The 23,169-nt window shown below is 69.7% G+C and carries 21 protein-coding genes; 9 read left to right on the forward strand and 12 right to left on the reverse strand.

What is annotated here, in order from left to right; all coding sequences use genetic code 11:
- The gene (locus tag NW895_RS12280) at positions 1 to 1,260 is read right to left on the reverse strand and encodes a cytochrome P450 (protein ID WP_289935460.1); all 1,260 of its coding nucleotides are present in this window, start codon (positions 1,258 to 1,260) and stop codon (positions 1 to 3) included.
- A gap of 234 nt (positions 1,261 to 1,494) precedes the next feature.
- Here NW895_RS12280 and NW895_RS12285 point away from each other — a divergent pair, with 234 nt between their 5' ends.
- Together NW895_RS12285 and NW895_RS12290 are read left to right on the forward strand one after the other, a co-directional pair.
- On the forward strand, positions 1,495 to 3,138 hold the full coding sequence (locus NW895_RS12285) for an FAD-dependent monooxygenase (protein WP_289935461.1): 1,644 nt from the start codon (positions 1,495 to 1,497) through the stop codon (positions 3,136 to 3,138).
- A gap of 14 nt (positions 3,139 to 3,152) precedes the next feature.
- The gene (locus NW895_RS12290) at positions 3,153 to 4,136 is read left to right on the forward strand and encodes an amidohydrolase family protein (protein ID WP_289935462.1); all 984 of its coding nucleotides are present in this window, start codon (positions 3,153 to 3,155) and stop codon (positions 4,134 to 4,136) included.
- Between the two features lie 72 nt (positions 4,137 to 4,208).
- Here the strand turns inward: NW895_RS12290 and NW895_RS12295 are convergent, their stop codons facing one another.
- The 7 genes from NW895_RS12295 to NW895_RS12325 all read right to left on the reverse strand — a co-directional run bounded on the left by NW895_RS12295 (position 4,209) and on the right by NW895_RS12325 (position 9,557).
- Complete coding sequence (locus NW895_RS12295) at positions 4,209 to 4,544, reverse strand: TcmI family type II polyketide cyclase (protein WP_289935463.1); 336 nt, start codon at positions 4,542 to 4,544, stop codon at positions 4,209 to 4,211.
- 30 nt (positions 4,545 to 4,574) lie between these two features.
- The gene (locus NW895_RS12300; RefSeq protein WP_289935464.1) at positions 4,575 to 5,054 is read right to left on the reverse strand and encodes an SRPBCC family protein; all 480 of its coding nucleotides are present in this window, start codon (positions 5,052 to 5,054) and stop codon (positions 4,575 to 4,577) included.
- A gap of 1 nt (position 5,055) precedes the next feature.
- The gene (locus NW895_RS12305) at positions 5,056 to 5,313 is read right to left on the reverse strand and encodes an acyl carrier protein (RefSeq protein ID WP_289935465.1); all 258 of its coding nucleotides are present in this window, start codon (positions 5,311 to 5,313) and stop codon (positions 5,056 to 5,058) included.
- Positions 5,314 to 5,395: 82 nt separating this feature from the next.
- On the reverse strand, positions 5,396 to 6,643 hold the full coding sequence (locus NW895_RS12310) for a ketosynthase chain-length factor (RefSeq protein ID WP_289935466.1): 1,248 nt from the start codon (positions 6,641 to 6,643) through the stop codon (positions 5,396 to 5,398).
- Positions 6,640 to 7,908 carry a beta-ketoacyl-[acyl-carrier-protein] synthase family protein gene (locus NW895_RS12315; RefSeq protein ID WP_289935467.1) on the reverse strand — a complete coding sequence of 423 codons (1,269 nt, stop codon included), beginning with the start codon at positions 7,906 to 7,908 and terminating at the stop codon, positions 6,640 to 6,642. The genes NW895_RS12310 and NW895_RS12315 overlap by 4 nt, the downstream gene beginning before the upstream one ends.
- Complete coding sequence (locus NW895_RS12320; protein WP_289935468.1) at positions 7,905 to 8,369, reverse strand: cupin domain-containing protein; 465 nt, start codon at positions 8,367 to 8,369, stop codon at positions 7,905 to 7,907. The genes NW895_RS12315 and NW895_RS12320 overlap by 4 nt, the downstream gene beginning before the upstream one ends.
- Positions 8,370 to 8,429: 60 nt before the next feature.
- Positions 8,430 to 9,557 (reverse strand): SchA/CurD-like domain-containing protein, encoded by a 1,128-nt coding sequence (locus NW895_RS12325; RefSeq protein WP_289935469.1) that lies wholly within the window; start codon positions 9,555 to 9,557, stop codon positions 8,430 to 8,432.
- A 517-nt stretch (positions 9,558 to 10,074) separates the two neighbouring features.
- On the opposite strand from NW895_RS12325, the gene NW895_RS12330 reads away from it, so the two are divergent.
- From NW895_RS12330 to NW895_RS12340, 3 genes are all read left to right on the forward strand, one after another.
- Positions 10,075 to 10,584: a MarR family transcriptional regulator gene (locus tag NW895_RS12330; RefSeq protein ID WP_289935470.1), complete on the forward strand. Its 510-nt coding sequence runs from the start codon at positions 10,075 to 10,077 to the stop codon at positions 10,582 to 10,584.
- Positions 10,585 to 10,646: 62 nt separating this feature from the next.
- Positions 10,647 to 10,985: a DUF3817 domain-containing protein gene (locus NW895_RS12335; RefSeq protein WP_289935471.1), complete on the forward strand. Its 339-nt coding sequence runs from the start codon at positions 10,647 to 10,649 to the stop codon at positions 10,983 to 10,985.
- A 76-nt stretch (positions 10,986 to 11,061) separates the two neighbouring features.
- On the forward strand, positions 11,062 to 12,762 hold the full coding sequence (locus NW895_RS12340; protein WP_289935472.1) for a methylmalonyl-CoA mutase family protein: 1,701 nt from the start codon (positions 11,062 to 11,064) through the stop codon (positions 12,760 to 12,762).
- Between the two features lie 46 nt (positions 12,763 to 12,808).
- Here NW895_RS12340 and NW895_RS12345 read toward each other — a convergent pair whose 3' ends face one another.
- On the reverse strand, positions 12,809 to 13,468 hold the full coding sequence (locus tag NW895_RS12345) for a TetR/AcrR family transcriptional regulator (protein ID WP_289935473.1): 660 nt from the start codon (positions 13,466 to 13,468) through the stop codon (positions 12,809 to 12,811).
- Positions 13,469 to 13,702: 234 nt separating this feature from the next.
- Here NW895_RS12345 and NW895_RS12350 point away from each other — a divergent pair, with 234 nt between their 5' ends.
- The 4 genes from NW895_RS12350 to NW895_RS12365 all read left to right on the forward strand — a co-directional run bounded on the left by NW895_RS12350 (position 13,703) and on the right by NW895_RS12365 (position 18,052).
- The gene (locus NW895_RS12350) at positions 13,703 to 14,674 is read left to right on the forward strand and encodes a tetratricopeptide repeat protein (RefSeq protein WP_289935474.1); all 972 of its coding nucleotides are present in this window, start codon (positions 13,703 to 13,705) and stop codon (positions 14,672 to 14,674) included.
- Positions 14,675 to 15,320: 646 nt separating this feature from the next.
- Positions 15,321 to 15,962 carry a DUF6230 family protein gene (locus tag NW895_RS12355; protein WP_289935475.1) on the forward strand — a complete coding sequence of 214 codons (642 nt, stop codon included), beginning with the start codon at positions 15,321 to 15,323 and terminating at the stop codon, positions 15,960 to 15,962.
- Positions 15,963 to 16,149: 187 nt separating this feature from the next.
- Positions 16,150 to 16,743 (forward strand): DUF6114 domain-containing protein, encoded by a 594-nt coding sequence (locus tag NW895_RS12360; RefSeq protein WP_289935476.1) that lies wholly within the window; start codon positions 16,150 to 16,152, stop codon positions 16,741 to 16,743.
- A gap of 94 nt (positions 16,744 to 16,837) precedes the next feature.
- On the forward strand, positions 16,838 to 18,052 hold the full coding sequence (locus NW895_RS12365; RefSeq protein ID WP_289935530.1) for a hypothetical protein: 1,215 nt from the start codon (positions 16,838 to 16,840) through the stop codon (positions 18,050 to 18,052).
- A gap of 79 nt (positions 18,053 to 18,131) precedes the next feature.
- Here the strand turns inward: NW895_RS12365 and pyk are convergent, their stop codons facing one another.
- From pyk to pta, 3 genes are all read right to left on the reverse strand, one after another.
- Positions 18,132 to 19,562: a pyruvate kinase gene (pyk, locus tag NW895_RS12370; protein WP_289935477.1), complete on the reverse strand. Its 1,431-nt coding sequence runs from the start codon at positions 19,560 to 19,562 to the stop codon at positions 18,132 to 18,134.
- Positions 19,563 to 19,636: 74 nt separating this feature from the next.
- The gene (locus tag NW895_RS12375) at positions 19,637 to 20,857 is read right to left on the reverse strand and encodes an acetate kinase (RefSeq protein ID WP_289935478.1); all 1,221 of its coding nucleotides are present in this window, start codon (positions 20,855 to 20,857) and stop codon (positions 19,637 to 19,639) included.
- Positions 20,854 to 22,947 (reverse strand): phosphate acetyltransferase, encoded by a 2,094-nt coding sequence (pta, locus tag NW895_RS12380; RefSeq protein WP_289935479.1) that lies wholly within the window; start codon positions 22,945 to 22,947, stop codon positions 20,854 to 20,856. Before pta ends, NW895_RS12375 begins: the two co-directional genes overlap by 4 nt.
- Positions 22,948 to 23,169: the final 222 nt, after the last annotated feature.

The following is a 23,169-nucleotide window of genomic DNA, read 5'->3' on the forward strand; positions in this document are numbered from 1 at the left end:
TCAGGACGGGTCGAGGACGACGGGGAGTTCCGCCAGCCCGCGGAAGGCGGGGAACGGCACGGTCAGCCAGCGTGCGTCCTTGGGCGCCACGCCCAGGGCCATCCGGGGGTACCGCCCGAAGAGCGTGGTGAGGGCGATCTGCATCTCCAGACGGGCCAGCGGCGCGCCGATGCAGTAGTGCGGGCCGAAGCCGAACGCGAGATGGGTGGCCTGCACGTTCGGGCGCCGGACGTCCATCTCGTCGGGTGCGGCGAACATCTCCGGGTCGCGGTTGGCCCCGGTGATCGAGATCTGGACGAGCGCCCCCTTGGGGATGAGCGTGTCCCGGATCACGAGGTCTTCCGTGGCGTAGCGGAAGGTGGAGTTCTCCACGGAGGTCTCGAACCGGAAGATCTCCTCGATGGCCGCGCTCATGGCGTTCGCGTCCCGCAGCGCCAGTTCCTTCTGATCCGGCCGGCTGAGCAGGTGGTAGACGGCATTGCCGATCTGGTACGCCGTCGACTTGTGGCCCGCGAAAAGGAGCACCCAGGCCGTCGAGACGAGTTCGTGGTCGGTGAGCGCGCCCTCCTGGTCCTTGGCCGTGACCAGTGCGCTGAGCAGGCCCGAGTCGGGCTCCGTCCGCTTTCGTGCGCACAGGTCCACCAGGTAGTCGCGCAGGTTGCCCTCGGCCACCTCCAGCGCCTTTCGCGCCTCCGGTCCGAAACCGGTCTGCGCGACGGTGGCGGACCATTCCTGGGCCTGCTTGCGTTCGTTCTCCGGGACGCCCAGAAGCTCGCAGATCACCACGAGCGGCAGCGGGAAGCAGAACTCCGGCAGCAGGTCCACGGACTCCGACGCCGGGCATCGGTCCAGCAGTTCCTCGGTGACCTTCTGAACGCGCGGACGCAGTGACTCCACCCTTTTCGGGGTGAACGTGCTGCCGACGATCCTCCTGAGGCGGGTGTGCTTCGGAGGATCCGAGAAGAGCATGTTGTCGTCCAGAGCGATCGACGAGTCACCGAAGATGCGGTGGTAGGCGTCGAGGGCGCCGTACATGTCCTTGCTCAGCCGGGGATCGGCCAGGGCGGCACGCGCGTCGTCGTACCGGGTGATGAGGTACGTCTCGACCCCGTGGGGAGGCGACAGCGGGCATACGGGGGCTGTCTCCCTGAGCTTCGCGTAGACGGGATGCGGATTGGCGCGAAACTCCCGGCTGCAGGACGAGGCCGCGGCCGCGGCCTCTTCGGATGACATTTCCTCAGATGCGAACGCTTGCGTCATGACTGGTCCCGGGGTCGAGGGTGGATTCCAGCGGTTCAGTGGCAACGGTTTCCCGTGCGGAACGGTGAGGCAAACGCTGCTGGGCCATATGGGGCGGGCCGCCGGATGACGTGTGCGCAATGCTTCGTTGACCCAGCCGGCCCAGCACAGTGCGCTCCACATCGCATGCTCAACTCCCGCGGTACACACTGATGAACAGACCGGTCCTCGACGCCCCGGACTGAGCACCGCCGGATGGGTAGGAAATCAGTGAGCGTAAGCGCAGTGGAATCTGTACCAGTTCTCATCGTAGGCGGATCCCTGGTGGGGCTTTCCACCTCGGTTTTCCTGGGGCGCCTCGGAATTGAGCACATGCTCGTGGAACGGCATGCCGGGACGTCGACGCACCCACGTGGCCGTGGGAACAATGTGCGCACCATGGAGCTCTTCCGGACCGCCCAACTGGAGCCGGACATCCGCGAGGCCGCCTCCGCGCTCGCCGGCAACGACGGCGTTCTTCAGGTGGAGACCCTCGCCAGGGGCCGGCGCCGCTGGATCATCCGGGACATCTCCGCAGGCATGGACGTGTCCCGGGTCAGCTCCTCGAACTGGTGCCTGTGCAGCCAGAACGACCTCGAACCGGTACTGCTGAGCCGTGCCCGGCAGGGCGGAGACATCCGTTTCGGCACGGAAATGCTGTCCTTCACACAGAGCCGGGAAGGCGTCCAGGCGCAGATCATGCACCGGGACACCGGTGAGACCCGTACCGTGCACGCTGATTTCCTGGTGGCTGCCGACGGCCCCAGAAGCCCGGTCCGCAGATCTCTGGGAATCGGCCAGTCAGGGCCCGGCGAACTCTTCCACAACGTCAGCATCACCTTCCGCAGCAAAGCACTCAAGGATTACGTCGGAGACAAGCGGTTCGTGGTCTGCTATATCACCGACCCGCTGGGCGAAGGGGCTTTGCTGCCGGTGGACAACGAGGAACGATGGGTGATCCACGTTCCGTGGTTCCCGGACCGTGGAGAAACCCTGGAGGACTTCAGCGACGAACGCTGTGCGGCGCATATCCGCGCGGCCGCCGGCGCCTCGGACATCGATGTGGAGATCACCGGGAAGGCGCCCTGGCACGCCGCGAACCGTGTCGCGGACAGTTACGGGCGGGGCCGGGTTTTCCTGGCCGGTGACGCGGCCCATGAAATGCCGCCCACCGGGGCGTTCGGTTCCAACACCGGAATTCAGGACGCCCATAACCTCGCCTGGAAGCTGGCCGCCGTCCTGCGCGGATGGGCGGGCATGCCCTTGCTCGACACCTACCAGCAGGAACGACGTCCGGCCGCCGTGGCGACCAGCGCACGGGCGTGCCTGCAGGCCGCCGAGGAGCAGCACCCGGGATTCAGTCCCGCGGCGGGACGCAACAACGACCCCGCGGACCTCATGACCGTCGCGCTCTGTTACCGCTATGCGTCGAACGCCGTGATGGGCGCCTCCCCGGAGCTGCCCGTGGTCCCGGACGACTTCCAGCTCGGCGGCGATCCCGGCAGCCGCGCACCTCATATGTGGGTCAGGAGGGAAGGCGCCGAGATCTCCACGCTGGACCTGTACGAGCGTTCCTTCGTCGTCCTCGCCGGGCCCGCGGGCCAGGTGTGGCGGGACGCGGCGAAGAAGGCCGCCGAGAAGACCGGCGTTCCCGTCGAGGCGTATCTCGTGGGCCACGGCCCTGATGGCGACCTGGTTCCCGAGGCGGATGCCGACTGGGCGAAGGCGCACGGCACAGCCGAGGACGGCGCCGTCCTGGTACGCCCGGACGGCTTCGTCGCGTGGCGGGCGCACGCCGAAATGCCGCACGCGGACCGCGTGCTGACGAACGTGCTGCAGACGGTGCTCTGCCGCACCTGAGAAGAGGAATGGCGATGACAGCAGCAGCCCCCGACGGCACCGCCGCGGGCCGCGTAGACGTCCACCACCACTTCACCGCGCCGGCCTGGCTGGACTGGGCGGAGCAACGAGGGGTCGTCAACCGCGAGAAACTGCCCTGGTGGACGCGCTGGGATGTGAACGCGGCCCTGGAGCTCATGGACAAGGCAGGCATCGGCACGGCCGTCATGACGGTGGCGATGCTCGGCCGGTTCCGTGAGCGCGCGGCGCGCCAGGAGAGCGCGCGGGTCGCCCTGCAGGCGGCGGCCGACGTCGTCGAAAGCCACCCCACGCGCTTCAGGTTCTTCGTGCCTGTCTTCCTCGACGACCTGGAACTCTCCCGGTGGAGCCTCAAGTACGGCCTCGACGAACTCGGTGCCGTCGGGGTGAGCACGAGAACGAGCATGGACGGGGTCTACCTCGGCGACGACACCCACGACCGCCTGCTGAACGAACTGAACGACCGGTCCGCGATCGTCAGCACGCACCCCATGGAGGTACCGGCGGGACACGATCCCGCCATGGGACTGCCGGGAATGCCGCCCTTCGTGTGCGACTTCCTGATGGACACCACGCGTGCCGCCATCAACCTCATCAAGAACGGCACCCTGGACCGCTATCCGAACCTCACCTTCATCCTTCCGCACGGAGGGGGCTTCCTGCCCTACATCGCCGCCCGGCTCGAACTCTTCGGCGGGCAGCTCACTCCCGAGATCGAGCCGGGCCGGGTCCGTGACTATCTGCACCGGTTCTACTTCGACACGGCGGGCCCCATGTCTCCCTCGGCCACGCCCACCCTGCTCGCCACCGTGGATCCCGGCCGCATCCTCTTCGGCACGGACTGGCCGCCCACTCCCGCACAGGTCGTCGCCGACATCACCACCCCCGCCCTGGACAACGACCCCGTCATCTCCGACCGGCAACTGAAGGGGATCAACCGGGACAACGCCCTGCGCCTGATGCCGGGACTCCCCTGCTGAAAGCGAGTCGGTGCACGGGAAAGGGGGCCGCCGTCCGTACGGACGGCGGCCCCCTTTCCCGTTCCTCCTTCTTCAGCGGGCGCCCGCGTCTCTCTCCCAGTGGTAGAAGCACTGCGCCATCGCGTCCTTCGGACCGCGCCAGGTCTGCGGGTCGTACGGGCTGACGTACGCTGCGAGCTTCCTGCTGATGTCCAGGAACTCGGGGTGGTCGGCCACGCGTGCGACGGCGGGCCCCGGGTCCTGGTCGGCTTCGATGAAGTGCATGTACACGTCGCCGAACTGGTAGAGGGAACGCCGGGTCACCCCGACGAGGCGCGGCAGTTCACCGCGGTCCGAGGCCGCGAAGACCTCGGCGATGTCCGGAGCCGACTGCGGGGCCATCCGGGCGACGATCAGGGCATGGTGCATGAGTGAGCTCTCCTTACGCGACCGCGGCCGTCAGGCGGGCCGGCTGGGTGCGGTCCGCCGCTCGCCGGCGGCCTGCTCGATGCGGTCGCGGATGAGGGCCATCTGGATGGGCGAGTTGCGGTTGATGATCTCCGTCATCCCGGCGTCGTCGACCGGGGCGTCGGGCTTCATGGCGAAGTCCTGCGTCCAGTGCATGCGAGTGCCGTCGGGGGTCTCCTCGTACTCCCACAGGATGTTCATGTACTCGAAGGGGCCGGTCTCGACCCGGCGGGCACGGACGGTGAGCTTCTCGCGGTCGGCGACCCGTTCCGACACCCAGCTCCACACCTTGCCGTTCTCGTCGGGGTGCATGGTCAGGCGGAAGGTCACCGTGTCGCCCTCCCGGGACAGCACCTCGCAGGACGCGTACTCGCTGAACAGCTGCGGCCAGCTCTCCAGGTCGTTCGTCATCTCCCACACGAGGTCGACGGGGGCGGCGATGGTGATCTCGTTCTCGGTGTGTCCCGCCATGTCAGGCTCCCGTCGTGAGGGCGCCGTTGACGAGGTCGAGGAAGTCGCGGGGCGTCTTGCACCGCTCCGCGTCGGTGGGGAGCGCCCGGCCGTGCCGGTTCTCCAGCTCGCCCACGATGCCGAGGAGGCCGAGCGAGTCCAGCCCGAACTCGGCGAAGGGGGTGTCCACCCGGCCCTGAAGGTCGTGCGGGTCGACGGTGACACCGGCGGCCTTCTTCATCAGCGTGGCCAGTTCCGCCACGGTCACTTCGGTGGTCATACGGGTTCTCCTTGTCGTACCAGGTGCGAAAGGTGGTGCCGCCGGGAGCGCCGGCGCACGGCGCCGGCCGGACGGCACCCGTTCAGGCGGCGGATCCCGGGCCGCGGCGCAGGACCAGCGCCGCGTTGGAGCCCATCAGCCCCCGGCTGAGGATCAGGGCCGTGCGCAGCTCGGCCGGGCGCGCCGTGGAGGTCACCAGATCGATGTCGTGGCAGATGTCGAAGACGTTCGGGGTCGGCGGTATCTGCCCTTGCTCCATGGCCATCACCGCGGCCGCGATGTCCAGCAGGGGTGCCCCGCAGTAGGACCGCCCGATGCCGGTCTTGGGGGCCGTGACGGGCACGCGGGTGCCGTGCCGCCCGAGGGCGTCGGCGAGTGCGAGGGCCTCGGCGCGGTCCGCCTCCGGGGTGCCCATCGCGTCGGCGAAGACCACGTCGATCTCCTCCGGTGCGCAGCCGGCCTCGTCGAGGGCACCACGGATCGCGTGGGCCAGTCCCTCCCGTGACCGGTCCCGGCGCGAGGCACCGGTGAACGTGGCGGCATGTCCCGCCACGCTGGCGCGGACGGCCGCTCCCCGGCGGTGCGCGCGGTCCTCGTCCTCGACGACCAGCACGGCACCGCCCTCGGCGGGCACGAAGCCGCAGGCCGCCGAGGTGAAGGGGCGATAGGCGCGCGACGGGTCCTCCACGGTGCTGAGCTCGGGGTAGCCGAGCTGGCAGACCATCGAGTACGGGGCGAGGGGCGCCTCGGCCGCCCCGACCACCACGACGTCGGTTCCCCGCCGCACGGCCCGGGCGGCGTGCGCGACCGCGTCCAGGCCGCCCGCCTCGTCGCAGGCCACCACCCCGCAGGGGCCCTTGAAGCCGCGGCGGATGGATATCTGGCCCGTGCTGGCCGCGTAGAACCAGGCGATGGACTGGTAGGGACCGACGAACCGGGATCCCTGTCCCCACAGCTTCTGCAGTTCCCGCTGGCCGAACTCACCGCCGCCGGACCCGGCAGCGGTGACCACGGCGACCGAGTACGGCGAGTCCGCGGCGGTGCTGCTCAGTCCCGCGTCCTCCAGGGCGGCGTCGGCGGCGGCCAGCGCGAAGTGGGTGAACCGGTCGGTCTGGACGAGGAAGGTCTCCTCGATGAGCGCCGACGCGTCGAAACCCCGGACCTCGCCGGCGACTCGGAGCGGAAAGTGCCCGCAGCCGTCCCGGGTGATCCGGTCCAGCACGCTCGCGCCCTCCTTGACGGACTTCCAGTAGGTGTCCGCACGCAGGCCGTTGGGCGCGACCACACCGATTCCCGTGACCGCGGTGCGCCGGGTGGTTTGACCACTCATCGTTTCCTCCCGCTCGGTCCCGTCAGGAGCACCGCGGACTGGAAGCCGCCGAAACCGCTGCCGACGGAGAGCACCTTGTCGAGCCTGCGGGGGCGTGCCGTACGCGGTACGTAGTCCAGGTCGCACTCGGGGTCCGGGGTCTCGTAGTTCGCCGTGGGCGGCACCACCTGGTGGGCCAGGGCCAGGACGCAGGCGACGACCTCGATCGCGCCGATCGCTCCCAGCGAGTGGCCCACCATGGACTTGATCGAGCTCATGGGCGTTTCGTAGGCGTGGGCGCCCAGGGACCGCTTGACCGCGGCGGTCTCGTGACGGTCGTTCTGGCGGGTGCCGGAGCCGTGCGCGTTGACGTAGTCGATGTCCGAGGGGTCCACGCGCGCGTGGTCGAGCGCGCAGTCGATGGCCCGGGCCATCTCCAGGCCCTCGCTGGTCAGGCCGGTCATGTGGTAGGCGTTGCCGAACGTGGCGTAGCCGCCTATCTCGCAGTAGACGTGCGCCCCCCTGGCCCGGGCGTGTTCGAGCTCCTCCAGGACGAGCACCGCGGCGCCCTCGCCCATGACGAAGCCGTCCCGGTGGGCGTCGAAGGGACGGGAGGCGTGTGCCGGGTCGTCGTTGTTGGGCGACGTCGCCTTGATGGCGTCGAAGCAGGCCATGGTGATCGGGGAGATCGGGGAGTCCGACGCTCCGGCGATGCATATGTCGGCGCGGCCCTCCTCGATGGTGTGGAAGCCGTAGCCCACCGCGTCGAGCCCGGAGGTGCAGCCGGTGGAGACGGTCTGCACCGGCCCCTGGGCACCGAACCGCTCGGCGACGAGCGAGCTCAGTGAGCTGGGGGAGAACGCCAGGTGCAGCTCGGGTTCGGCGGCGCGATGGTCGACGTCCCAGCGCTGTCCTCGTTCGCTGACCAGGACGTAGTCGTGCTCCAGGCGGGTCGTGCCGCCCACCGCGCTGCCGAGGGAGACGGCCACGCGCCAGGGGTCCTCCTTGCCGAACTCGATGCCGCAGTCGGCCACCGCCTCCGCCGCGGCGGCCACGGCGAACTGGATGTACCGGTCGGCGTGTTCGACCAGCTCGGGCTCGAGCCCGTGCGCGAACGGGTCGAAGTCGCACTCCGCCGCGATACGGGAGCGCAGTCCCTCGGGATCGAACAGGCTGATGCCGCGCGTGGCGGTGCGGCCGTTCGAGAGGAGGTCCCAGAACGCCGGCACTCCGATCCCGCCGGGGGCGACGACGCCTATACCGGTGACCGCCACCCGCCGGGTCACGAGGGGACCCCGCGTCGTTCGGGCCGCGCGCCCTCCTCCTGGACGAGCGGGTACGGCTTGAGGTCCTCGCTGTGCTCCGTGGCCTCCGTGTCGACGTGGCCGAGGCTCGGCTTGGGAGCGAGGGGACCGAGGTGGAAGACCATGCGGGCTTCCTCGTCACCGACGTTGCGGAAGCGGTGCCGCATGTTGATGGGGATCATGAGGCCTTGGTCGGGGCGCAGGGGAAACGTTTCGTCGTCCAGGTCGACCTCCAGGTCGCCCCGGACGACGAAGATGAACTCCTCGGAATACGGGTGGTAGTGCTCGCTGATGCGTTCGCCGGGCTGCATGATGGCCAGGCCCATGAAACCGCTCGTGGAACCCACCGTGACGGGGGTGAGCAGGGTGCGCAGGTCGCCGCCGCGCTTGCGGTTGGGCTCGGTTTCGCTCAGGTCCACGATGCGCGGGCGCGTCTTGTCCATGGTCCCTCTCCAGGTTGGGCAGTGCGGGGGGTTGTCGTCCGGGTGCTGTCGCCTGGCGCGTCAGGACTGCGATGACGGAGCCCTGCGATCGGTGATCAGCGTCATGTCGGCGTGCGCCAGGAGGCGGGTCGCGTCCCGTTCACTCGTGAGCGGTCCGTCCACGCCGAGTGCGGCACCGTCGAGCAGGCGGGCCAGCACGGCTGCCTTCCTGCGGCCGTGGATGCCGAGGGCCATGACCGGGTCGGTCTCGGGGTCGCCCGCCACGTCGACGAGCCGGACGACGAGGTCGTCGCGGTGGAAGACGGTGCTGCGGTGGACGATGCTCCCGGGGGTGTCCGCGGCCGTCTCGTCCTGCTGGGAGAGCAGCCGGGCCAGAGCCATACCGCAGCCCTCGCGGGCCGGGTAGTACAGCGCGTGCCGCCGCAGGTCGGCCGGTTCCGGTTCGCCACGGGTCACGTGGTGTACGGCGGGCATGGCCGCGCGGATGAAGAAGGCCCGGGCGGAGGCGGGGTCGGTCAGATCCCGGCTCAGCTCCAGGTACGGGTTGAGGGCCTCCTCGACGGCGCGGACCTCCGGCTGGCGGGAGACGTGGCGGAGGGCTGCCATCAGGTCGCCCTGTACCTCGACGGTGCGTACGACTCGGTTGCCGTGCATGAAGAGGGTGGTGCGGCGCAGGCGTGTGGAGTCGTCGACGCGGGACTCCGGTGGGGCGTATCCGGCGAGGATCTCGGCGACCTTCGACTCGGAGCCGGGCTTGATGGTGAACGTCAGGGCGTGGCGGGTGACTCCGTCGCCCGTGCGGGGTGAGCTCAGGAAGCGGTCGGCGGTGGCCGGGGCGAGCGGGGCGGCGTGGCCGGTCTCTCGGAGGATGTTGTAGCGCATCGAGCGGAGGTCGCGGACGCAGTTCTGCATGGGTTTGACGGTTTCCAGGTGATCTTCGCTGTTCACCCAGGCCAGGTACGGGGGCGCACCGGCCCATTCGCTCGTGATGAGCCACTGGGACGGGTTCTCGGCGGACTGGCACAGTTGGTCACTGAGGTGACCGGGAACCGACGCGACGTGGCTGCGCATGTGCTCATACGCGTCGAGGAACTCTTGCTGGGCGCCTTCGTGGAGATCGACGAGGAGGATGACTCGCAGCCTGGAGCCGTCGAACGCCGACTGAGATATGCATTTCGAAGTGCTCATCCGGCAGGCCCTTCCTTCGCGAGAGCAAGCGGCGGCCGCCGTGTCCGGGAGTGCGACGACGGTCGGCCCTGAGCCTTCATCGTGGGGCGGTGGGGCAGGCGCCGCGAGCCGCGCGGGCCAATGGAGGGAACGGGCGGGACGCCTGCGGATGCCTGCGGATGCCTGCGGATGCCTGCGGCGGTCTGTGCGGGGTGGTGGGGGTGCGCGTCTGTGCCTGCGGCGGCCTGTGCGGGGTGGTGGGGGTGCGCGTTGCGCCTACGGGTGGTTGTGGGTCGGGGCCGCGCCGGGGGGTGTCCGTCCTCGGTCCGGCGGGGCTGTCTCCTACGGAGGTGGAGGGTGATGGACGCCGGCCGCTGCGGGCGGACACCCCCCGACACGGCCCCTTCTCGCCGTGGGCGGGTGCGGGTGGGTGGGGTGTGTGTGCGGGGTCCCGGGCGCGGTGCCTTTGTTGCCGGGAAGCGACCGATGGACGAGACGGGGCTGACCCGCATATGACCGGCCGGTAAGGTCTGGTGCCGTGCCGAAGCCCCTCAGTCTCTCCTTCGATCCCATCGCCCGCGCCGACGAACTCTGGAAGCAGCGCTGGGGAAGCGTGCCGTCCATGGGAGCGATCACCTCGATCATGCGCGCGCACCAGATCCTGCTCGCCGAGGTCGACGCGGTGGTCAAGCCGTACGGACTGACGTTCGCGCGGTACGAGGCGCTGGTGCTGCTCACCTTCTCCAAGTCCGGCGAACTGCCGATGTCCAAGATCGGCGAGCGGCTCATGGTGCACCCCACGTCCGTGACGAACACCGTCGACCGGCTGGTCAGGTCGGGTCTGGTCGACAAGCGCCCGAACCCGAACGACGGGCGCGGCACGCTCGCCAGCATCACCGACAAGGGACGCGAGGTGGTCGAGGCGGCCACCCGCGACCTCATGGCGATGGACTTCGGGCTCGGTGTGTACGACGCCGAGGAGTGCGCGGAGATCTTCGCGATGCTGCGGCCGCTGCGGGTCGCGGCGGGGGACTTCCAGGAGGAGTAGCCCCTTCGGGTGCGGACGGGGCCGCCGGAAGATCGCCGAAACGGGTGGTTACGCTCGTACGCATGAAAAAGAGCGTGCTGACCCGCTACCGCGTCATGGCCTACGTGACCGGTGTGCTGCTGGTCCTGCTGACCCTCGGCGTGATCGCCAAGTACGTGCTCGACATCAACGGCGCCGCGGGCTTCACCCGCGTCGTGGGCATCGCGCACGGCTGGCTGTACGTCGTGTACCTGGTCTTCGCCTTCGATCTGGGCTCCAAGGCGAAGTGGCCGGTCGGCAAGCAGCTGTGGGTGCTGCTGGCCGGGACGATCCCGACCGCCGCCTTCTTCGTGGAGCGCAAGGTCAGCCACGAGCTGGAGGCGAAGACCGCGGACGAGTCGCCCGCGGTCGCCAAGGCGTAACCGGTACCGCCGTACGGACCAGCGTGCGGCGGTCTCCCATCGACAATTACTAGGACGTCCTAGTAAATTCGAGGGTATGGACGCAGACGCCATCGAGGAGGGCCGCCGACGCTGGCAGGCCCGGTACGACGCCGCGCGCAAGCGCGACGCTGACTTCACCACGCTCTCCGGCGACGCCGTGGAGCCGGTGTACGGACCGAGGCCCGGGGACAGGTACGAGGGCTTCGAGCGGATCGGCTGGCCGGGGGAGTACCCCTTCACCCGCGGCCTGTACCCGACCGGCTACCGAGGGCGTACGTGGACCATCCGGCAGTTCGCCGGATTCGGGAACGCCGAGCAGACCAACGAGCGGTACAAGATGATCCTCGGCAACGGCGGGGGCGGGCTCTCGGTCGCCTTCGACATGCCGACGCTCATGGGCCGCGACTCCGACGACCCGCGCTCACTGGGCGAGGTCGGGCACTGCGGTGTCGCCATCGACTCGGCCGCCGACATGGAGGTCCTGTTCAAGGACATCCCGCTCGGCGACGTCACGACGTCGATGACGATCAGCGGGCCGGCCGTGCCCGTCTTCTGCATGTACCTGGTGGCCGCCGAGCGGCAGGGTGTCGACCCGGGCGTGCTCAACGGCACGCTGCAGACCGACATCTTCAAGGAGTACATCGCGCAGAAGGAGTGGCTCTTCCAGCCGGAGCCCCATCTGCGGCTGATCGGCGACCTGATGGAGTACTGCGCCGCAGGCATCCCCGCCTACAAGCCGCTGTCCGTCTCCGGCTACCACATCCGCGAGGCCGGGGCGACGGCCGCGCAGGAGCTGGCGTACACGCTGGCGGACGGCTTCGGATACGTGGAGCTGGGGCTCAGCCGCGGGCTGGACGTGGACGTGTTCGCGCCGGGGCTGTCCTTCTTCTTCGACGCGCACGTCGACTTCTTCGAGGAGATCGCCAAGTTCCGGGCGGCCCGCAGGATCTGGGCCCGCTGGATGCGGGACGTGTACGGCGCGCGGAGCGAGAAGGCGCAGTGGCTGCGGTTCCACACGCAGACGGCCGGTGTCTCGCTGACCGCCCAGCAGCCGTACAACAACGTCGTCCGTACGGCCGTGGAGGCACTGGCGGCCGTGCTCGGCGGCACCAACTCGCTGCACACCAACGCCCTGGACGAGACCCTCGCACTCCCGAGCGAGCAGGCGGCGGAGATCGCCCTGCGCACCCAGCAGGTGCTGATGGAGGAGACCGGGGTCGCCAACGTGGCCGATCCGCTGGGCGGTTCCTGGTACGTCGAGCAGCTGACGGACCGGATCGAGGCGGACGCGGAGAAGATCTTCGAGCAGATCAAGGAGCGGGGTCTGCGGGCGCACCCGGACGGACGGCACCCGATCGGGCCGATCACCTCCGGGATCCTGCGCGGGATCGACGACGGGTGGTTCACGGGCGAGATCGCCGAGTCCGCGTTCCGCTACCAGCGGGCTCTGGAGAAGGGGGACAAGAAGGTGGTGGGCGTCAACGTCCACACCGGGTCCGTCACCGGGGACCTGGAGATACTGCGGGTCAGCCATGAGGTGGAGCGGGAGCAGGTACGGGCGCTGGCCGCTCGGCGGGCGGGGCGGGACGACGCGCGGGTGCGGGCCGCACTGGACGGGATGGTGGCGGCCGCGCGGTCCGAGGCCAACATGATCGAGCCGATGCTGGACGCCGTACGGGCGGAGGCGACGCTGGGGGAGATCTGCGGGGCGCTGCGGGACGAGTGGGGCGTCTACACGGAGCCTGCCGGTTTCTGAGGCGCCCGGCGCCGGTGTGGGCGGCGGGGCCTCGCTCCCGCCGCCCCTACCTGTCCCGTCCCGGGGAGCCGCACTCCCCGAGCCGCTCGGCGGCCGGACGGGTCAGTCCCAGCAGCAGGATCCGCGTGAAGTCCCGTACCCATTCCTCGTCCGCCGGCTCCGCGCTGACCAGCGTGCGGTGGACCACCGCACCGGCGACCATGTCGAAGATCAGGTCGACCGTGCGGGAGGCCTCTTCGGGGCCCGCCTCCCAAGGGAGCTCGCCGCGCTTCTGGGCGCGGGCCCGGCCCTCCAGGACCAGGCGCTTCTGGCGGTCGACGATCGAGGCCCGGATGCGTTCGCGCAGGGCGTCGTCGCGGGTGGCCTCGGCCACCACCGCCATCAGGCCGCTCCTGGCCTCCGGGCGGGCCAGGATCGCGGCGAACTGCAGCACGACGCCCTCGATGTCGGCGGCCAGGGTGCCGCGGTCGGGGAGTTCCAGTTCGTCGAAGAGTTCCGCCACGGCGTCGACGACCAGCTCGTTCTTGCCCGCCCAGCGACGATAGAGGGTGGTCTTCGCAACCCCGGCGCGCGCCGCCACGTCTCCCAACGTGAGTTTCGACCAGCCGAGTTCGACCAGGACCGCCCGCGTCGCGGCCAGGATCGCGGCGTCCGCGGCGGCACTGCGCGGGCGCCCGGCACGGCCGGCGGGTCGACGGCTCTGCATGTCCCGACCATAACCGGCCATACGTGTGAAGCTATGAGGCAGATCACCGGGGCATGGTTTTCCAGAGGCACTGAGTGCCATTACGCTACGACTCGTAGCGTAAGCGCGTACGACAGCCACGTGCGCGAGCGATGACCACCGGCGTGGGGTGGGGACCCGGCGCCGAACACACACGGACCGGCCTGGTTTCACACCGCTTTTCACATGTCGCGCGGAACGGGGGAGGATAGACGCATGCAGCCACGGAACATGTCCATGAGCGGAGTCGTCGACCTCGCCGCGGTGAAGGCGGCCCAGGAGGCCAAGGCCAAGGCGGAGCAGGCGCGGGCCGAAGCGGCCCGGCAGGGCGGGGCGGGGGCCGTCTCCCCGGCCGATCTCGTCATCGACGTCGACGAGGCCACCTTCGAGCGCGACGTCCTGCAGCGGTCCACCGAGGTCCCGGTCGTCATCGACTTCTGGGCCGAGTGGTGCCAGCCCTGCAAGCAGCTGAGCCCCGTTCTGGAGCAGCTCGCCGTCGAGTACAACGGGCGCTTCGTCCTCGCCAAGATCGACGTCGACGCCAATCAGATGCTGATGCAGCAGTTCGGGATCCAGGGGATCCCGGCCGTCTTCGCGGTGGTGGCCGGGCAGGCCCTGCCGCTGTTCCAGGGGGCCGCCGGCGAGGCACAGATCCGGCAGACCCTGGACCAGCTGGTGACCGTCGCCGAACAGCGCTTCGGTCTGACCGGCCTGACCGTCGACGCGGACGCCGAACCGGGTGGCGAGCAGGCCCCCGCTCAGCCGGCCGGCCCCTACGACGCCGCGCTGAACGCGGCCGCCCAGGCCCTGGACGCCGGTGACCTCGGCGGGGCGATCCAGGCGTACAAGAACGTACTTGCCGACGACCCGGCCCATCCCGAGGCCAAACTCGGCCTCGCCCAGGCCGAGTTGCTCCAGCGCGTGCAGGGTGTGGACCCGCAGCGGGTGCGCAAGGAGGCCGCCGAGAAGCCGGCCGACGTGCAGGCGCAGATCGCCGCCGCCGACCTGGACTTGGTGGGTGGGCACGTCGAGGACGCGTTCGGGCGGCTCATCGAGACGGTGGGGCGCACGGCGGGCGACGACCGGGACGCCGTACGGCTGCGGCTGCTGGAGCTGTTCGAGGTGGTCGGAGCGGAGGATCCCCGGGTGATCGCGGCGCGCAGGGCGCTCGCGCGCGCCCTGTTCTGAGCGGGGCGGGAGCCCCGGTTCTGACCAGTCGCTAAACGCGGGTGCATGTGATGCCCGAGTGAAAGATTTGCCGACGGAACGTCAGGGCGGCCGCGCTTTACCAAAACTTGGTAATCGCGGCCGCTGTTACTGCTAGTAAGTCGCGGGCGTCGATCTGTCGGATTCTGTCCAGCGATCAACAGTTTTGTTCTGGCCTTGACTGACACCGAGCGTCGTCGACCGAGACCGGCGGGTCGTTGTTCGGTTATCCGGTCGTTACTAGTGAGTAACGAAGCCCCTTGTGGGTGCGGCGAGAATGCACCAGGATCGGCCACGCTCGGTCCATTCCCGTACCCCGACAGCCGGTTGGGTCGCGGGACTTCCTGGGTCCCCACCGAGCAGAGCCGGCGGCAGTGGCGCCGACTCTTGGACAGGGGGGTCTTCGCCTTCCCGGCGAAGCCTGTCCGGCAAGGTTGTGCGTGATGCGTGTCAGGCGCGACCAGTGGTTGTCGCTCGGGGGTGATCGCCGGTGATTCGGGCGCGTTGTGCGCCACCGAGCGCAGGCGCTCTCCTTCCCGAGGACGTAGCACTTCTCCCATCCCTGCCGGGCCGAGCTGCCGACTGGCGGCGACCCGGCCAGGAGATGTACGTCCGAGAAGGAGGAAATATGGAGTCCCAGGTGCGTGGCGGGACCAGATGGAAGCGGTTCGCCGTGGTCATGGTGCCCAGCGTCGCCGCGGCCGCGGCGGTGGGTGTCGGGCTCGCGCAGGGTGCGCTGGCCGCGTCGTTCAGTGTCTCCGGCCAGCAGTTCAAGGTGACGGCCGGTCACCTGCACGGTGAGGGTTTCGCCCAGTACGGCGGCATCGACACCGTTTACACCAAGACCGACGGCAAGGAAAAGACACAGGTTCCGGTCGCGATCTCGTCGTTCGACGACGCGACGATCACGAAGATGTGTCAGTCGGTCAAGACCGAGATCCCGCTGATAAACAAGACGTTCTACCTCCGTCTTGACGCGGGGAACAAGGGCACGCCGGTCACCGCCCACAACCTCTACATCGATGTCGCCCAGCTCGACGCCGATGCGGAGTTCAAGAACATCGACATCGGTGTCGCGGTCAAGGACAAGACCCGCGGTCCCGACGTGAAGCAGGGCGAGAGCGTCCTGCCGGGCGGCTTCGCCCAGCAGGCGCAGTCGGCCGACCTCTACGGCGTCGAGCAGACGGCGTGGGCGACGACGGCCGGCACGTTCAAGCTCAGCGGCCTGTCGATGCGTCTCGGCACCGACCCCAAGATGGAGTGCTACTGACGGCTTCCGTCACCGGGGTTTCCTGGGGTAGCTGAGCTGCCCCAGGGGGCGGGGAAGCGGTCGCTTCTCCGCCCCGCTGGCCCGGCCCCACCGGCGTCGGGCACCCTCACAGACTCAGACTTCCGGCTTCTCCATGCCTACGGCCGAGCCGGTACGTACTTCCACCGGACCCAGGGAGCTGTTTTCCATGAGTGCCGAGACTCCGGTCCAGAGCGCCGGGACCTTCACCCGGCTGCGTCTGCGATTCCGTGACTGGCGGGGCACCCGGCCGTTCTGGGCAGGCCTGTTCACCCTGCTCGGCGGGGTGCCGATCGCCTACTTCCCCTACGCCACGCTCAAGCTGGGAACCATGTCGCTCACCATGGCGACCACCGCGGGTGCCGGCTCCCTCATCATCGGCGTCCTGCTGTTCACTCTGGGCCTGACCATGTGGTTCCAGAAGGCGACGCGTGTCTTCGCCGGCATCGCGGCGATCATCCTCGCCCTGGTGTCCCTGGTGGTCTCCAACATCGGTGGCTTCATCATCGGCTTCCTGTTCGCGCTGATCGGCGGCGGGCTCGCCGTCTCCTGGGCGCCGGGCAAGGGCGCCGAGCCTGTGGAGAACGGGTCGCAGGACGCCGTAGCGGGGCCTGCGGGCGAGGGCGCCACCCCAACCGCTCCCGAGGGCACCGCCGTCGAGCCGAGCCCGCCGTACGGGCCCGCCGGCGGCGGCACGGCCCACGAGGGCGGGATGGACGGCTTCCGGACCGAGGACCGCTTCGGGGGGAACCGTGTCGGCTGACGAGGCCCGCGACAAGAACCCTGCGGCCCCGGGACGGGCGAGAACGGGGCCGCGTCACGCGGCCCCGAAGAAGCCGCTGTTCACCAGGTTCCAGATGCCGGCCGGCAAGGCGATAGCCATGGCGGCGATGCCGACGGCCGTGCTGATGGGGATGGGGTTCACACCGACGCTCGCCCTCGCCGACGACAACTCGCCTTCGACGTCCAACAGCCTGTCGGCCGACGAGTACAAGGCCTGCGTCGAGGCACTGAAGGGCGGCGCGTCCGCCTCGCCGACACCGTCGCCCTCCGCGAGCGATGACACGTCCGACAGCGAGGCCGGCCAGGACGCCCCCGCGGAGCCGAGCCCTTCCGCGACGGCGGACTCGGGCAACTCCTCGTCCGGCGGGTCCTCCTCGTCGGATTCGGGTTCCGGCGACAAGGCCGAGCCCACGCCGAGCCCGTCCGCGAGCACGTCCGCCTCGGAGGGCGGAGACAAGGCCGCCACGCCGTCCCCCTCGGCCTCCGAGAGCGGCGGCAACCTGCTGGAGGACATCGGCGACGCGATCACCGGCATCTTCGACGGCAAGTCCACAGCGAGCCCGAGCCCGACCCCGTCCGCCTCCGCCTCGGCGTCCGAGAGCTCCGACTCCGCGGGCAAGGACGCGTCCGACACCGTCGAGGACACCACCGGCAAGGTCACCGACACGGTCAAGGACACCGTGAAGGACACCACCGACACGGCGTCCAAGGCGGCCGAGGACACCACCAAGGCGGTCGAGAAGGCGGCGGAGGACGCGGCGGACAAGGCCACCTCCAGCCCGAGCCCGTCCGCGAGCTCCACCACGAACCCCGAGGACTGCCCGGCCGCCACGGACGCCGAGGGCGGCGTCGACAACAAGATCCTGCTGCCCGACGACCCCTGGTACCTGGAAGCCAGCTCGCTGACGCTCAAGGGTGCCGACTACAAGGGCGTCGTCAAGGTGAGGACGGCCAACGGCACCGTCAAGAAGGTGCTGAAGTACGTCATATCCGACGGCACCGACATCGGCGACCTGCACCAGCTCGTCAAGGACAAGCGGACCGGCAAGACCTACCACGTGCAGGCGGCCAAGGGCTCCAAGTCCACGATCACCGACGGCACCACGGTGATGTACACCGAGAGCATCTCCGGCAATCTGCTCGGCCTGATCCCGCTGACGTTCGACCCGGAGCACCCGCCGCCCCTGAACATCCCGCAGATCTACTTCACCAACGTGAAGGTCACCCAGGCCGGCCAGTTCGGCGGCACGCTGACCGTGCCGGGGATGCGTCAGTACGTCACCGACTGATCCCGATCCTTCCGGGAGCCGCACAAGACCGTGCCCCGCCGGGCCGATGCCTGGCGGGGCACAGTCTTTTGCCGGGCCCTCAGTCCCGGGGGCCGCTGCCCAGGTGGTGCACCCGGACCATGTTCGTCGTCCCCGGAACCCCGGGGGGCGAGCCGGCGGTGATGATCACGATGTCGCCCTCGTCGAACCGGCCGAGCTTGACCATCTCCTGGTCCACCAGGTCGACCATCTCGTCGGTGCTGTTCACGAACGGGACGACGTACGGCTCCACGCCCCAGCTGAGTGCCATCTGGTTGCGGGTGCCCTCGTCGGTGGTGAAGGCGATGATCGGCTGGGCGGCGCGGTAGCGGCACAGGCGACGTGCGGTGTCGCCGGACTGGGTGAAGGCCACCAGGCCCTTGCCGCCGAGGAAGTCCGCGATCTCGCAGGCGGCCCGGGCCACCGAACCGCCCTGCGTACGCGGCTTCTTGCCCGGCACGAGCGGCTGCAGGCCCTTGGACAGCAGCTCCTGCTCGGCCGCCTGGACGATCTTGGACATCGTCTTGACGGTCTCGATCGGGAACGCGCCGACCGAGGACTCCGCCGACAGCATCACCGCGTCCGCGCCGTCCAGGATCGCGTTGGCCACGTCGGAGGCCTCGGCGCGGGTCGGACGGGAGTTGGTGATCATCGACTCCATCATCTGGGTCGCCACGATCACCGGCTTGGCGTTGCGTCGGCACAGCTCGATCAGGCGCTTCTGCACCATGGGGACCTTCTCGAGCGGGTACTCGACGGCGAGGTCGCCACGCGCGACCATCACGCCGTCGAACGCCATCACGACGTCCTCCATGTTCTCCACCGCCTGCGGCTTCTCCACCTTGGCGATGACGGGGACGCGGCGGCCCTCCTCGTCCATGACGCGGTGCACGTCGTGGACGTCCTTGGCGTCGCGGACGAAGGACAGGGCGACCAGGTCGCAGCCCATGCGGAGGGCGAAGCGGAGGTCCTCGACGTCCTTCTCGCTCAGAGCGGGGACGTTGACGGCCGCGCCGGGCAGGTTGATGCCCTTGTGGTCGGAGATGACGCCGCCCTCGATGACGATCGTCCGCACCCGCGGACCCTCGACCTCGGTGACCTTCAGCTCGACGTTGCCGTCGTTGATGAGGATCTGGTCGCCCTTGGTCACATCGCCGGGCAGGCCCTTGTAGGTCGTGCCGCAGATCGTCTTGTCGCCCGGCACGTCCTCGGTGGTGATGGTGAACTCGTCACCGCGCACCAGCTCCACCGGGCCCTCGGCGAAGGTCTCCAGACGGATCTTGGGGCCCTGCAGGTCGGCGAGGACACCGATGGCCCGGCCGGTCTCCTTGGCGGCGGCCCGGACACGGTCGTACCGCCCCTGGTGCTCGGCGTGCGTGCCGTGGCTGAAGTTGAAGCGGGCCACGTTCATGCCGGCCTCGATCAGCGCGACCAGCTGTTCATGGGAGTCGACCGCGGGGCCGAGAGTACAGACGATTTTCGAACGGCGCATGGGGGCGATCCTATCGGTTTGTTTCGCAACGGAATATTCCGTCTGGCGGAAATTACAAAAGGGCGCAAGGCCGCTCAGTTGAGATTCTTTGAGCCATTCACCAGGGCGTAGGTCTGGGTGGCAATCTCCAATTCCTCGTCGGTGGGCACCACCGCCACCGCCACCCGCGCGCCCGCGGGCGAGATCAGCCGCGGCTCGTCGCCGCGCACGGCGTTCAGTTCGCCGTCGACGGCCAGGCCCAGCCCCTCCAGGCCCGCCACGGCGGCTTCCCGTACCGGCGCCGCGTTCTCCCCGACCCCGGCCGTGAAGGCCACCGCGTCCACCCGTCCGAGCACCGCGTAATAGGCGCCGATGTACTTCTTCAGGCGGTGAATGTAGATGTCGAAGGCCAGTTGTGCCTGCTCGTCACCCTCGTCGATCCGGCGGCGGATCTCCCGCATGTCGTTGTCGCCGCACAGACCGATCAGGCCGCTCTTCTTGTTGAGAAGAGTGTCGATCTCGTCCGTGGACATTCCGCCAACGCGCATCAAATGGAAGATGACGGCCGGGTCCATGTCTCCCGATCGCGTACCCATCACGAGCCCCTCCAAAGGCGTCAGCCCCATGGAGGTGTCCACGCACTTGCCGCCCCGCACGGCGGAGGCGGACGCCCCGTTGCCGAGATGCAGCACGATCACGTTGACCTCCTCCGGCGCCTTGCCCAGCAGCCGCGCGGTGGCCCGGGAGACGTACGCGTGCGAGGTGCCGTGGAAGCCGTACCGGCGGATGCGGTGCTCGTCGGCGGTCTGCACGTCGATGGCGTAGCGGGCGGCCGACTCCGGCATCGTGGTGTGGAAGGCGGTGTCGAAGACGGCGACCTGCGGCAGGTCGGGCCGCAGCGCCCGGGCGGTGCGGATGCCGGTGAGGTTGGCCGGGTTGTGCAGCGGGGCCACCGGGATCAGCCGCTCGATCTCGGCGAGCACGGCGTCGTCGATGACGGTCGGCTCGGTGAAGGACTTCCCGCCGTGCACCACCCGGTGCCCGATCGCGGCCAGCTCCGGCGAGTCCAGCCCGAGCCCGTCCTTGGCCAGCTCGGCGGAGACGGCCTTCAGGGCGGCCTCGTGGTCGGCGATCGGGCCGGTCCACTCCCGGGTCTCGCCGCCGCCGTGCAGCGGGGTGTGCCTGAGCCGGGAGATCTCCTCGCCGATGCGCTCGACGAGGCCCACGGCCAGCCGGCTGCTGCCGCGCATGTCGAGCAGCTGGTACTTCACCGACGACGAGCCGGAGTTGAGGACGAGGACGCGGGACGGGCTCACTGGGCGGTCGCCTTCTCGTTGGGGGAGGTCTGGGCCTGGATCGCCGTGATGGCGACGGTGTTGACGATGTCCTGGACGAGGGCGCCCCGGGACAGGTCGTTGACCGGCTTGCGCAGACCCTGCAGCACGGGGCCGACGGCGATCGCGCCGGCCGAGCGCTGCACGGCCTTGTAGGTGTTGTTGCCGGTGTTGAGGTCGGGGAAGATCAGCACGCTGGCCTGACCGGCGACCTCGGAGTCCGGCAGCTTGGTGGCGGCCACCGTCGGCTCCACGGCGGCGTCGTACTGGATCGGCCCCTCGATCTTCAGGTCGGGCCGCCGCGAGCGCACCAGCTCGGTCGCCTCGCGCACCTTGTCGACGTCCGCGCCCGAGCCGGACGTGCCGGTCGAGTACGACAGCATCGCGATCCGCGGCTCCACGCCGAACTGCCGGGCCGTGGCGGCCGACTGGACGGCGATGTCGGCGAGTTGCTCGGCGTCCGGGTCCGGGTTGACGGCGCAGTCGCCGTAGACGAGGACCTTGTCGGCCAGGCACATGAAGAAGACGGAGGACACGATGGACGCGTCCGGCTTGGTCTTGATGATCTCGAAGGCGGGGCGGATGGTGGCCGCCGTGGAGTGCACCGACCCCGACACCATGCCGTCAGCGAAACCTTCCTGCACCATCAGGGTGCCGAAGTAGTTCACGTCCGAGACGACGTCGTACGCCAGCTCCACGGTCACACCCCGGTGGGCGCGCAGCGCCGCGTACTGCTCGGCGAAGGTGTCGCGCAGCTCGCTGGTGGCCGGGTCGATCAGCTGGGAGCCGCCGAGGTCGATGCCGAGGTCGGCGGCCTTCTTGCGGATCTGGTCGACGGGCCCGAGGAGGGTCAGGTCGCACACGCCCCGGCGCAGCAGCACCTCGGCGGCGTGCAGCACGCGCTCCTCGGTGCCCTCCGGCAGCACCACGCGGCGCCGGTCGGAGCGGGCCTGTTCCAGGAGCTTGTGCTCGAACATCATCGGTGTCAGCCGGTCGCTGCTCGGCGCGGAGACGCGGCTCGCGAGCTCGGCGGTGTCCGCGTACCGCTCGAAGAGGCCGAGCGCGGTCTCCGCCTTGCGCGGGGTGGCCGCGTTCAGCTTGCCCTCCATCGAGAAGAGCTGCTCGGCGGTCGGGAAGCTGGTGCCGGACACGGAGAGCACCGGGGTGCCGGGGGCGAGGCGGCCGGCGAGGGTGAGGATGTCCTGGCCGGGCACTTCGTTCAGGGTGAGCAGCACACCGGCTATCGGCGGAGTGCCGGCGCTGTGCGCGGCGAGGGAGGCGACGACCAGGTCGGCGCGGTCGCCCGGGGTGACGACCAGACAGCCGGGCGTCAGGGCGCCCAGGAAGTTCGGCAGCATCGCGCCGCCGAAGACGAAGTCGAGCACGTCCCGGGCCATCCCGGAGTCGTCGCCGAGCACCACCTTGGCGCCGAGGGCGTGCGCGATCTGGGAGATCGTCGGGGCGGACAGCGCGGGCTCGTCGGGCAGGACGTAGCACGGCACCGGCAGCCGGGAGGCGAGCTGCCCGTCGATCTCGTCCCGGTCCCCGCGGGCGACCCGGTTGGCGACCATGGCGAGGACGTCGCAGCCCAGCGAGTCGTAGGCGCGGAAGGCGTTGCGGGTCTCGGCGAGCACCGACTCCGCCGACTGCTTCCGGCCGCCCACCACCGCGATCACGGAGGCGCCGAACTCGTTGGCGAGCCGGGCGTTCAGCGACAGCTCGTCCGGCAGCTGGGTGTCCGCGAAGTCGGTCCCCAGGACGAGGACGACGTCGTAGTCCCGGGCGACGAGATGGAACCGGTCGACCAGCGTGGACACCAGCTCGTCGGTGCCCTGCTCGGCCTGGAGGGCGGACGCCTCGTGGTAGTCCATGCCGTAGACGGTCGCCGGGTCCTGGGCGAGCCGGTAGCGCGCACGCAGCAGCTCGAACAGCCGGTCCGGGCCGTCGTGGACGAGGGGCCGGAAGACGCCCACCCGGTCGACCTGCCGGGTCAGGAGCTCCATGACCCCCAGCTCGACGACCTGGCGGCCGTCGCCGCGGTCGATACCGGTCACGTACACGCTGCGCGTCACGCGTGCTCTCCGTTCCGTTTGTCGGTATGGTCCGTGCGGCCTTCGGGGGATGCAGACCGGTTCAGCCGGTTTCAGGGTCCCCTGAGAGGGCATCCGGGTTCCCCCCGCGGGGGCACAAAAATCGCCCACCGAGGTGAGCAGAACCCTCTTGACAATACCTCCGCCGATGGATAAGGCGCCCACCCGTCTCGGGGGGTGGTGGAGGTGCGCCGGAGCGGAGGG

Origin of the sequence: Streptomyces sp. S.PNR 29 (assembly GCF_030386795.1) — a bacterium.
In the GTDB taxonomy this organism is placed as follows: Bacteria; Actinomycetota; Actinomycetes; order Streptomycetales; family Streptomycetaceae; genus Streptomyces.